Raw genomic sequence first — 12,495 nt, forward strand, 5'->3', positions numbered from 1 at the left:
CGTCACCGTTAGACGAAGCCACTGCCCTGGTCAACCAGCCCGTCGTACTGACTACCCATCTCGTCGAGGCTGGCGAGCAGTTGCGCGCTGGTCGTGCGCAACCTCTGCGACAACATCACCACCAGTGCCATCAGGATCTTGGCACCAAGAATCGGCTGTTCGAGAATGATGCGTGCTAGGTTTTCACGTGTCAGGACACCGACCACCGTACCTGCATCGGCAATACAGGTAGCGGAACGCGGATGACCGTCGATCAACGACATCTCGCCGAGTGTCTTGCCATTGGCAACGACGGCTATCAGGCGTGGCGGATTGCCGCCGGCCTGTTTGAAGACCTCGATGCGCCCTTCGATCACGAACAGCATGAAGTCTCCCGCGTCACCCTCACGCAGCACTTCCTGGCCGGTCTGTGCCCGGTATACCTGCATGAATGGACTGATCAGGCAGACCTCTGCAAGACTCAGGTCCTCAAACAGAGGGGAATAGGGAAGCAAGGCGTGCACCTGCGTAGCGAACGGCGTCGCATCGCCAAGATATTCAAGTTGTGTCAAGCTTCGGTCAGCCAAAGGTTGCACGTACGGATCACTCAACGGTGACCGACTTTGCCAGATTGCGCGGCTTGTCTACGTCGGTTCCGCGCACCAGCGCGACATGGTAAGCGAGCAGTTGCAGCGGCACCACGTGCAGCAAGGCCGAGAGTGCGCCGTAGTGCTCGGGCAGTTGCAAGACTTGAATCCCATTCGATTCCTTCATCTCACTGTCCGCATCGGCGAACACATAGAGTTCCCCGCCACGGGCGCGCACTTCCTGCAGATTGGACTTGAGTTTTTCCAGCAGGGCATCGTTTGGAGCGACAGCGATGACCGGCATGTCGCGATCGACAAGCGCCAAGGGGCCATGCTTGAGTTCGCCGGCAGGGTAGGCCTCGGCATGAATATAGGAGATCTCCTTGAGCTTGAGCGCACCTTCCATGGCAATCGGGTAATGCCGGCCACGCCCCAGGAACAGGGCATGCTGCTTCATCGAGAAGCGCTCCGCCCATTCACGAATCTGTGGTTCGAGTTCGAGGATCTTCGCCACCGCCATCGGTAAATGCCGTACCGCATGCAGTTCCGCAGCCTCTTCCTGCCCGTCGAGACGCTGGCGAACCTTGGCAAGCACCAGCGTTAGCAGGTAGAGCGCAGCGAGTTGCGTGGTAAACGCCTTGGTCGAAGCAACACCAATTTCCGGACCCGCACGGGTAATGAAACGCAGGCTGTTTTCGCGCACCAGTGAAGACTCGGGGACGTTGCAGATACAGAGCGTGTGCTGCATGCCCAAGGCCTTGGCATGTTGCAGCGCAGCCAACGTGTCGGCGGTTTCGCCTGATTGAGAGATGGTCACTACCAGAGTCTGCGGGTTGGGCACCGAGTCGCGATAGCGATACTCGCTGGCCACTTCAACCGAACACGGAATGCCGGCGATCGATTCGAGCCAGTAACGGGCAACCAGACCAGCATGATAGCTGGTTCCGCAGGCGACGATTAAGACCTGCCGGACCTTGCCAAGGATCGTTTCGCTTTCGGCACCGAAAATCCCGGGCTGGATGCTGCGCGCCGCACCGAGCATCTCAAGCGTGTTGGCCAGCGCGACTGGCTGCTCGAAGATCTCCTTCTGCATGTAGTGCCGGTAATTGCCCAGCTCGATCGCCTCTGCCGAGAGTTGAGATTCGCTCTCTGGACGTTCCACCGGCATCCCATTGACCCGCGTGATGCGGTAACTGCCGCGCATCAATTCGGCGCAGTCCCCGTTATCCAGATAGACCATGCGACGCGTGACCTGCACCAGTGCCGAGGCATCTGAGGCTGCGTAGCAGGCGTCATCGCTGAGACCCAGCAGCAAGGGCGCGCCTTCGCGCGCGACCACCAGTCGGCTCGGGTCCGATTCACGCAGCACGGCAATCGCGTAGGCCCCTTGCAGTTGTGCGATCGCCTGACGAACAGCACTCAGAAAGTCCGGGGTGGTCTTCAGTTCATGAGCAATCAGGTGCGCCACGACTTCAGTATCGGTATCCGACGTGAATTGGTAACCCAGTGCCTTGAGGCGTCCACGCAAAGATTCGTGGTTTTCGATGATCCCGTTGTGCACCACCGCCAGACCTGCGGAGATATGCGGGTGGGCATTGCGTTCACAGGGAACGCCATGCGTGGCCCAGCGCGTGTGTGCGATGCCGGTCTCGCCGGCAACATGCGACTCCTCCACCTGCGCGGTCAGTTCGGCAACACGGCCGACCGAGCGCAGCCGGTGCAGACCGCTAGCGTCGATCAGGGCGAGACCTGCCGAATCGTAGCCACGATATTCGAGCTTGCGCAGCCCTTCGAGAAGAACAGGGACGATATTGCGGTCAGCGACCGCAGCAACGATGCCACACATGGTCAGATCACTTCTTCTGTGGCCGTTTCCAGCCGGGGATGGAAATCTGCCGGGCGCGCGAGATGGTCAGCGTGTCTGGCGGAGCGTCCTTGGTCAGCGTCGTCCCGGCACCCAGTGTGGCGCCACGACCCACCGTGACCGGTGCGACCAACTGCGTATCGGAGCCGATAAAGGCATCGTCCTCGATGATGGTCTTGAACTTGTTGGCGCCATCATAGTTGCAGGTAATCGTGCCGGCACCAATGTTGACCCGGCTGCCAACGATTGCGTCGCCGACATAGGCCAGGTGATTGGCTTTCGAAAGTGCGGCGAACTTGCTGTTCTTGAGTTCGACAAAGTTACCGACATGGACGCCGGCGGCGAGTTCAGTCCCCGGACGCAAACGGGAAAAAGGGCCGATCACGCCATCCGGACCGACAGTCGCGCCCTCAATGTGACTAAAGGCGGCAAGACGGGAACCGGCGCCAATACGGGCATTCTTCAGCACACAGGCAGGCCCGACCTCGACGGCTTCTTCGAGAACCACCCGGCCCTCGAAAACGCAGTTCACGTCGATGAATACATCGCGCCCACAGAGCAGTTCGCCACGCACGTCGATGCGTGCCGGGTCAGCGAGGCGAACGCCCTGTTCCATCAGATGTTCGGCAGCTCGACGTTGGGCAACCCGCTCGAGCTGGGCAAGCTGCCCCTTGCTATTGACTCCCAGCACCTCCGATTCGCTCTGCGCTAATGTCGTACGGATCGGCACGCCTGCGGCAACAGCCATCCCGACGATATCGGTCAGGTAGTACTCCTGCTGGGCGTTGTCGTTCGAAAGCCGGCCAAGCCAATCGGACAGGTAGACCGTTGGTAGAGCGACGATACCGGTATTCACTTCACGAATCGCTCGCTCCGCGGCCATGGCGTCCTTCTGCTCGACGATGCGCACCACCTCGCCAGCCGCGTTGCGGACGATTCGACCGTAGCCATCGGGATCAGCAAGTTCGACGGTCAGGATGGCCAAGGCGTCGCGCGCCGCATGCAGCAACTGCCTGAGCGTTTCCGTTTGAATCAGGGGCACGTCACCGTAGAGTACCAACGTTGTCCCGGCGGAGCCCAGATGCGGCAGAGCCTGCATGACGGCATGACCGGTCCCGAGTTGCGGCTCCTGCAGGACCCAGACCAGGTCCGGATCATCGATCGTCGTCCGCACGGCGTCACCGCCGTGCCCATAGACAACACAGAGGCGCTGCGGCTCGAGGCTGCGAGCGGTATCCAGCACGTGTGCGAGAAGTGCCTTGCCGGCCAGTGGATGCAGCACCTTGGGCAAATTGGAATGCATGCGCTTGCCTTGCCCGGCGGCGAGAATGACGATATTCATGAACAGGAACCCGGTAGAACGCGATGGTTGGAGCCTCTCCTGCTGCCTGACCATGCACGGCAACAGTACGCCGGTGGACAAGCCAGATCCGGAGCCGATCGGCGTCACAACAGGCGCCAATCGGCTTGCCATATATTATTTCAGTTTCAGACGTGAACAACTCACAACAATGTCACGCTTTGGCGCCGTTCATGACCTTTTCCCTCTCCCTCGAGTGGACAGGGGGGAGATTCGTGAGTCGCTGACGCGACTTTCGCATTAAATAACGTCATTGCCGCGGCAGGCAGCAATGACGGCGCGAATTGCATTCGTCACAGAATGCAATTCATGATGACGTGTCACCGCGGCAAATCGGAATGGCCCATCAGGAAAGCATCTACTTCTCGCGCGCATTGCCGACCTTCGCGAATTGCCCAGACAACGAGCGACTGGCCGCGACGCATGTCGCCGGCGGCAAACACTTTCGCGACACTGGTGGCGTAACAGCCTTCCCCGTCGGTCGTCGCCTTGACGTTGCCACGTGCGTCGAGCTCAACCGCCAGTTGCTCCAGCAGGCCTTGCCTGACCGGCGAGACAAAGCCCATGGCCAGCAATACCAGATCGGTCGCGATCTCGGTTTCGCTGCCGGGAACTTCCTGCATGTTGCCTTCGCTCCAGTCGACGCGAACCACCTTGAGGGCTTTCAGCTTGCCGTTCTCCCCAACGAACTCCTTGGTCGAGACGGCAAAGTCGCGCGCGCAACCTTCTTCGTGAGAAGAAGAAGTCCGCAGCTTGAGTGGCCAATATGGCCAGGTCAGACTCTTGTTCTCCTGCTCCGGCGGTTGCGGCATCACCTCGAACTGGGTAACCGACAGCGCGCCATGCCGGTTGCTGGTGCCGACGCAGTCGGAACCTGTATCGCCACCGCCGATCACGACCACCCGCTTGCCAGTTGCGAGAATCTGCGCAGGTACTCGATCGCCGGCGTTGACCCGGTTTTGTTGCGGCAGGAACTCCATCGCGAAATGCACGCCGTCCAGGTCGCGACCGGGCACATTGAGGTCACGCGGCAACTCGGCGCCACCGGCAACTATGAGTGCGTCAAAGTCGGCAAGCAACTGCGCTACCGGCACTGCCTTGGCACCACTGCCACCAATCTCCTGGTTGACACGAAACTCGACGCCCTCAGCCTGCATCTGCTTGATGCGACGATCGATATGCGATTTCTCGAACTTGAAGTCGGGAATTCCGTAGCGCATCAGGCCACCCACACGGTCGTTCTTTTCAAAGACGACCACCGCGTGTCCGACGCGCGCAAGCTGCTGGGCAGCCGCCAGGCCGGCCGGGCCGGAACCGACGACAGCCACTTTCCTGCCGGTCTTGACCTTCGGCGGCTGCGGAACGATCCAGTCCTTTTCCCAACCCTTGTCAACGATCGCATGCTCGATCGACTTGATGCCGACCGGGTCGGTGTTGATATTGAGCGTACACGCCGCTTCGCAGGGTGCCGGGCAGATACGGCCGGTGAAATCCGGGAAATTGTTGGTGGAATGCAGTACCGCCAGCGCCTGTTCCCAATGACCACGGTACACCAGGTCATTCCAGTCAGGAATGATGTTATTGACCGGGCAACCGGTGTTGCAGAACGGAATCCCGCAATCCATGCAGCGTGCCCCCTGCTGCTTGGCCTGCTCGTCGGCGAGGGTCCGGACAAATTCGCGGTAGTGCTTCAGGCGCAACGCGGCGGGCTCACTGACCTCCGCCAGACGCTGATATTCGATGAATCCAGTCGGCTTACCCATCCTTATGCTGCCTCCAGTTGCTTTTGCGCCGCCAGCTCGCTAAGTACCCGACGGTACTCATGTGGCATGATTTTCACGAAGCGTCTGCGACACCGCTCCCAGTCATTGAGCAATCGCAGCGCCTGTCGGCTGCCAGTGTACCGATAGTGTTTGTCGATCAGTCCCTTGAGCAGCACTTCGTCGATCACACCGAGATGGCGTACATCCACTTTGCCGTGACCCTCAAGATCATCGCCGGCGTCGCTGCCCTGACGGGCCACCAATTCCTCCTCGACGGGCTCCAGCGATACCTGCGCCATATTGCAGCGCGACTCGAAGCTACCTTCTTCGTCAAGCACGTAAGCCACGCCACCGGACATGCCCGCCGCAAAGTTGCGGCCGGTCATGCCGAGCACCACGACGGTACCGCCGGTCATGTACTCGCAGCCATGGTCACCAACTCCCTCGACGACGGCGGTGGCCCCCGAGTTGCGAACGGCAAAGCGCTCACCGGCGACACCAGCGAAGAACGCCTCGCCCTCGATCGCGCCATAAAGGACGGTATTGCCAACAATAATGTTGTGCATCGTCTCACCACGGAAAGCTGCACTCGGACGGACGATGATCCGTCCCCCCGACAAACCCTTGCCGACGTAGTCGTTGGCTTCGCCAATCAGGTCCAGAGTCACCCCGCGCGCCAAAAAAGCACCGAAGGTCTGCCCGGCGGTACCGGTGAAATGAATTTCGATGGTACCGTCGGGCAGACCGGCGTGCCCGTAGATCTCCGCCACCCGACCGGACAACATCGCCCCGACAGTCCGATTGATGTTGCGCAACGGCAGGTCGATCCTGACCTTCTCGCGGTCATCCAGGGCCGGTTTGGCAAGTACGATGAGCTGATTGTCGAGCGCCTTTGCCAGGCCATGGTCCTGTTGTTCGCACTGAAACACCGGCGCGCCGATCCGGTTTTCCGGGCGGTGGAAAATACGGTTGTAGTCGAGCCCCTGCGCCTTCCAGTGCCTGATCCCTTTTTGCATGTCGAGCAGATCACTACGTCCGATCAACTCGTTGAACCTGCGAATACCGAGTTGTGCCATCAGTTCACGGACTTCCTCTGCGACGAAGAAGAAGTAATTGACCACATGTTCGGGCTGACCGGAAAAGCGGCGGCGCAGCACCGGATCCTGCGTGGCCACACCCACCGGACAGGTGTTGAGGTGACACTTGCGCATCATGATGCAGCCTTCGACGACGAGCGGCGCTGTCGCGAAACCAAACTCGTCGGCACCGAGCAGCGCACCGATCAGGACATCACGCCCGGTTTTCATCTGTCCGTCAACCTGCACCCGCACACGCCCACGCAGGCGGTTGAGCACCAGTGTCTGCTGGGTCTCGGCGAGACCCAGTTCCCATGGCGAACCCGCGTGCTTGATCGACGACTGCGGGCTGGCGCCCGTGCCGCCGTCATGGCCGGCGATCACCAGATGGTCGGCCTTGGCCTTGGTCACGCCGGCCGCAACTGTACCGACACCGATTTCGGAGACCAGTTTGACGCTGATCGAAGCCTTAGGGTTGGTATTCTTTAGATCATGAATGAGCTGCGCCAGGTCTTCGATCGAGTAGATGTCGTGATGCGGTGGTGGCGAAATGAGTCCGACACCGGGCACCGAGTGGCGGAGGTAGCCGATGTATTCGGACACCTTGTGACCCGGCAACTGCCCTCCTTCACCCGGCTTGGCTCCCTGCGCCATTTTGATCTGGATCTGGTCGGCATTGACCAGATATTCGGCGGTCACCCCGAAACGCCCGGAAGCAACCTGTTTGATCGCCGAGCGCAGGCTGTCGCCAGGCTGCAACTGATAGTCGCGTTCGATGCGCGTCCTGCCTACCACGTCGGAAACCTTTTCGTTGCCCTTAAGCACCTTGAAGCGTGCCGGATCCTCGCCGCCCTCGCCGGTATTCGACTTGCCGCCGAGACGGTTCATGGCAATCGCCAGGGTGCTGTGGGCTTCGGTCGAAATCGATCCGAGCGACATCGCTCCGGTGGCAAAACGCTTGACGATTTCCTTGGCCGGCTCGACTTCATCGAGCGGCACCGGCGCACCGGCGGGCTTCAACTCGAACAGCCCACGCAGCGTCATATGGCGCCGCGTCTGGTCATTGATCAGTTGCGCATATTCCCGGTAGGTCTCGTACTTGCCCGTACGGGTAGCATGTTGCAGCTTGGCGACCGCATCCGGTGTCCACATGTGTTCTTCGCCACGCACGCGGTAAGCGTATTCGCCGCCGGCGTCAAGCATGGTCGCCAACACCGGGTCGTCCCCGAAAGCTTGCTTGTGCAGTCGAATCGCCTCCTCCATGACTTCGAAGACACCAATCCCCTCCACCTGCGTCGACGTGCCGGTAAAATACTTGTCGACCATCTTCTTCTGCAGGCCGATGGCTTCGAAGATCTGTGCCCCGGTATAGGACATATAGGTCGAGATGCCCATCTTGGACATGACCTTGAGCAGGCCCTTGCCGACGCCCTTGATGAAGTGCCTGATCGCCTTGTCACCTTTCTCGGCATCGCCGCCAGCGATCTGCTGCAGGGTTTCCAGTGCCAAATAGGGATGCACCGCTTCCGCCCCGTAACCGGCCAGCAAGGCAAAATGATGCGTCTCGCGCGCAGCACCGGTTTCGACCACCAAACCGACCCGGGTACGCAGCCCTTTGGTCACCAGATGGTGATGCACCGCCGAAGTCGCCAGCAGCGCCGGGATTGCAACATGCGCCGCGTCGATCCGGCGATCCGAGACGATGAGGATGCTCGATCCTTTGTGCACATGATCCTCGGCTTCAGCGCACAGCGACGCCAGCCGGGCCTCGACACCTTCGTTACCCCAGGCCAGCGGATAACAGATGTCGAGCTCAGCGGAATGGAACTTGTTGCCGGTGTAGGTCGCAATACGGCGCAATTTTGCCATGTTGTCGAAATCGAGAACCGGCTGGGCGACTTCAAGACGATACGGAGGGTTGATTTCGTTGATCCCGAGCAGGTTCGGCTTGGGACCGATGAAAGATACCAGCGACATCACCAGCTGCTCGCGGATCGGGTCTATCGGTGGATTGGTGACCTGTGCGAACAACTGCCGAAAATAGTTGAACAGTGGCTTGCTGCGGTTCGACAGAACGGCCAGGGGTGAATCATTGCCCATCGAGCCGGTGGCCTCCTCTCCCGAGGTGGCCATCGGTTCGAGAATGAACTTGAGGTCTTCCTGGCTATAACCGAAGGCCTGCTGACGGTCGAGCAAGGGCACCGAACAGACGCTCGGCGCAACGTTCTTCGGCAACGGCAGGTCGTCAAGCTTGATATTGATGCGGCTCAGCCAGTCCTGGTAAGGCTTGGTCAACGCCAGCGTATCCTTCAGTTCCGCATCGTTGATGATGCGTCCCTGGTCGAGATCGATGAGAAACATCTTGCCGGGTTGCAGGCGCCATTTCTTGACAATCCGCTCCTCGGGAATCGGCAGCACGCCGGCCTCCGACGCCATCACCACCAGATCGTCGTCGGTGACCAGATAGCGCGCCGGACGCAGGCCGTTACGGTCAAGGGTGGCGCCGATCTGGCGCCCATCGGTGAAGGCCACGGCCGCCGGGCCATCCCAGGGCTCGATCATTGCCGCATGATACTTGTAGAATGCACCCCGCCTCTCGTCCATCAGGGTGTGCGATTCCCAGGCTTCAGGAATCAGCATCATCATCGCGTGCGCCAGTGAATAACCGCCCATCACCAACAGCTCGAGCGCGTTGTCGAAGGAAGCAGAATCGGATTGACCCGGATAAATCAATGGCCAGATCTTTTCCAGATCGGCGCCGAGCAACGGCGATGAGGTACCCTTCTCACGTGCGCGCATCCAGTTGTAATTGCCGCGCAGGGTATTGATCTCGCCATTGTGCGCGATCATCCGAAACGGATGGGCGAGTTGCCAAGTTGGAAAGGTATTCGTCGAGAAACGCTGGTGGGCCAGCGCCATCGCCGAGATGCAACGCGGATCCTTGAGGTCGGTGTAGTACTCTCCAACCTGGTGAGCGAGCAGCAAGCCCTTGTAAACGATCGTCCGCGCCGACATCGACGGCTGGTAGAACTCCTTGCTGTGCTTCAGCCCGAGCGCCTGAATGGCGTTGGCCGCGCTGCGGCGGATCACATAAAGCTTGCGCTCGAGTGCGTCGGTGACCATGATGTCCGGGCCCCGGCCAACGAAAATCTGGCGAATCACCGGTTCCCTGGCACGCACTGTCGGTGACATCGGCAGGGCGTGGTCGACCGGCACATCGCGCCAACCCAGAACGATCTGGTGCTCCGAACGGACGGCACGCTCGATTGCTTCCTGACAGGCCAACCGCGAAGCGGACTCCTGGGGCAGAAACACCATCCCTACGCCATAGTCACCGGGTTGCGGAAGCAAGATGTCCTGCTTGGCCATCTCCTCACGAAACAAGCCGTCTGGAATCTGGATCAGGATCCCGGCGCCATCTCCCATCAGCGGGTCGGCGCCGACCGCGCCGCGGTGATCAAGATTCTTCAGGATCAGCAGGCCCTGCTCGATGATCGAGTGACTCTTCTTGCCTCGGATGTGCGCTACAAAACCGACGCCGCAGGCATCGTGCTCGTTGGCCGGGTCGTAAAGTCCCTGCCCTTCAGGTGGTATGGCCGCATTCATCACACTCGAATCCTCAAAAAACAAAGACGGTACCCGGGCAAGCCCTGACTGAAACGTCACGGCGTCCGGTAAAAAGCCGATCGACCGGGTCACTCTCGGGGACTGGCGACTATACCCTGAATAGACCAACCATTCAAGATGCTGCGCCGCACCAAGAAAGTGCACGAAATCGCCTCCTTGGCACCGAAAAGAGGCACTCGATGCTCTTGCACGACTGCCCGACAGATCGGCATCACAAATCAAAATCAGAGCAATATTCATGCCCATCAACTCAATCTTTCTTGCTTCAGCCTCAACGTGCCCCCTGCGGCAAGCCATGATTTCCTGTCCGGCATTAGCAAAGCGTGAAGCAACAATCCGGGGAAGAGACGGCCACGCCTTTCCCGGCTCATCGCGATCGTTTGCGCCCACAGACGCAGCGCGTTTTTTCTGACGTTTGGTCATGGTAAAGTCCGCGCCGGACTTGTGCTAAGCTCAGACTGGCGGTTTGTTTGGCCAGCTGCGCCACAAGCAGGGGGAAGATTGCCCGGTAGCGATTGCCGGCAGGGACTTTTCCGAGCAATTTGAAGACCGTGACTGGAGATTTTTTGGGGAGGCTGGTTTCGCGCCCTGCGGACCAGTTATTTTGAAAATACTGGTACTACACGTGATGGAGGAATGAATGCCGCTAACAATCGGAGTTCCCAGAGAGACTGCTGCAGGAGAAAAACGGGTTGCGACCGTACCCGAAGTGGTTGAAAAACTGATCAAGCTGGGTTTCGCCGTGCTGGTCGAATCCGGCGCCGGCGAAGCTGCGAGCATCTCGGACGATGCGTACAAGGCTGCCGGTGCTGCGATCGCCGAAGGAGCGGCCAACCTTTGGTCGTCGTCGGACATCATCTTCAAGGTACGTGGGCCGTCAGCAGCAGAAGTCAGCCTGATGCGCGAGGGGTGCACGCTGGTCAGCTTCATCTGGCCGGCCCAGAACCCTGAGCTTCTGCAGCAACTCACCGCGCGCAAGGCGACCGTGCTGGCCATCGACTCGCTGCCCCGCACGCTCTCGCGCGCCCAGAAGATGGATGCGTTGACCTCCCAGGCTGGCGTCGCTGGCTACCGCGCTGTCATCGAGGCCGCCAACGCTTTCGGTCGCTTTTTCAACGGCCAGATCACGGCCGCTGGCAAGGTTCCGCCGGCCAAGGTCTTCGTTGCCGGTGCTGGCGTCGCCGGCCTGGCGGCGATTGGCACTGCCGCCAACCTCGGCGCCATCGTTCGCGCCAACGACACGCGAGCAGAAGTGGCCGATCAGGTTGCATCGCTGGGCGGCGAATTCGTAAAAGTCGATTACGAGGAGGAGGGGTCCGGTGGAGGCGGTTACGCGAAGGTGATGAGCGAAGGCTTCCAGAAAGCCCAGCGCGACATGTACGCCAAGCAAGCCCGGGAGGTGGACATCATTATCACCACCGCGCTGATTCCTGGCAAGCCGGCGCCCAAGCTGATCACCGCAGAGATGGTCCGCTCAATGAAAGCGGGCAGCGTAATCGTCGATATGGCCGCCGAACAGGGCGGGAACTGCGAGCTGACTGAGGCTGGCCAGGCGGTGGTGAAGCACGACGTCACCATCATCGGCTACACCGATCTGGTCAGCCGCTTGGCACGGCAGTCGTCGACGCTATACAGCACCAACTTGTTGCGCCTTGCCGAAGAACTGTGCAAGACCAAAGACGGCATCATCGACGTCAACATGGAAGATGAAGCCATCCGCGGCCTGACGGTTATCAAGGAAGGCAATGTGACTTGGCCGCCCCCGGCACCCAAGCCATCGGCAGCGCCAGTTGCGGCACCGGCGGCCGCCCAGCCGGCGGCTGCCGCGAAAAAATCGCACGGTCACGGCAAGGCCAGTGAACCGGCTTCGGGAACCGGCACTGCCATCATGTTTATTGCCGCAGCGATTCTCTTCTGGTTCATCGGCGCGAGTGCGCCACCCGCCTTCCTCGGTCATTTCACGGTTTTTGTCCTCGCCTGCTTCGTCGGCTACATGGTCGTGTGGAACGTCAAGCCGGCCCTGCATACACCGCTGATGAGTGTCACCAACGCCGTCAGCAGCATCATTGCCATCGGAGCGCTGGTCCAGATCGCGCCGCCGATCGAAGCCGGACTCAATCGTCCGGAAGACTGGATTCGCTGGCTGGCGATCGGTGCCATCGTGCTGGCGACCATCAACATGTTCGGTGGTTTCGCCGTAACCCAGCGCATGCTGGCAATGTTCCGCAAATAGGAGTTG

The 12,495-nt window shown here is 60.2% G+C and carries 6 protein-coding genes; 1 reads left to right on the forward strand and 5 read right to left on the reverse strand.

What is annotated here, in order from left to right:
- Positions 1–8: 8 nt before the first annotated feature.
- The 5 genes from AW06_RS02145 to AW06_RS02165 form a co-directional block, all read right to left on the reverse strand.
- Positions 9–551 carry a cyclic nucleotide-binding domain-containing protein gene (locus tag AW06_RS02145; protein WP_273704309.1) on the reverse strand — a complete coding sequence of 181 codons (543 nt, stop codon included), beginning with the start codon at positions 549–551 and terminating at the stop codon, positions 9–11.
- A gap of 31 nt (positions 552–582) precedes the next feature.
- Positions 583–2,412, reverse strand: a complete 1,830-nt coding sequence (glmS, locus tag AW06_RS02150) for a glutamine--fructose-6-phosphate transaminase (isomerizing) (protein ID WP_034944852.1) — start codon at positions 2,410–2,412, stop codon at positions 583–585.
- 7 nt (positions 2,413–2,419) lie between these two features.
- The gene (gene glmU, locus AW06_RS02155; protein ID WP_034944924.1) at positions 2,420–3,772 is read right to left on the reverse strand and encodes a bifunctional UDP-N-acetylglucosamine diphosphorylase/glucosamine-1-phosphate N-acetyltransferase GlmU; all 1,353 of its coding nucleotides are present in this window, start codon (positions 3,770–3,772) and stop codon (positions 2,420–2,422) included.
- 338 nt (positions 3,773–4,110) lie between these two features.
- A complete protein-coding gene (locus tag AW06_RS02160) occupies positions 4,111–5,553 on the reverse strand; it encodes a glutamate synthase subunit beta (protein ID WP_034944855.1) in 1,443 nt (480 codons plus the stop codon).
- A gap of 2 nt (positions 5,554–5,555) precedes the next feature.
- Positions 5,556–10,235 carry a glutamate synthase-related protein gene (locus AW06_RS02165; RefSeq protein ID WP_034944858.1) on the reverse strand — a complete coding sequence of 1,560 codons (4,680 nt, stop codon included), beginning with the start codon at positions 10,233–10,235 and terminating at the stop codon, positions 5,556–5,558.
- Positions 10,236–10,896: 661 nt separating this feature from the next.
- Between AW06_RS02165 and AW06_RS02170 the strand changes: the two genes are divergently transcribed.
- Complete coding sequence (locus tag AW06_RS02170; RefSeq protein WP_034944860.1) at positions 10,897–12,489, forward strand: Re/Si-specific NAD(P)(+) transhydrogenase subunit alpha; 1,593 nt, start codon at positions 10,897–10,899, stop codon at positions 12,487–12,489.
- Positions 12,490–12,495 lie beyond the last annotated feature (6 nt).

The sequence above is a fragment of the Candidatus Accumulibacter cognatus genome (assembly GCF_000584975.1).
Lineage (GTDB): Bacteria > Pseudomonadota > Gammaproteobacteria > Burkholderiales > Rhodocyclaceae > Accumulibacter > Accumulibacter cognatus.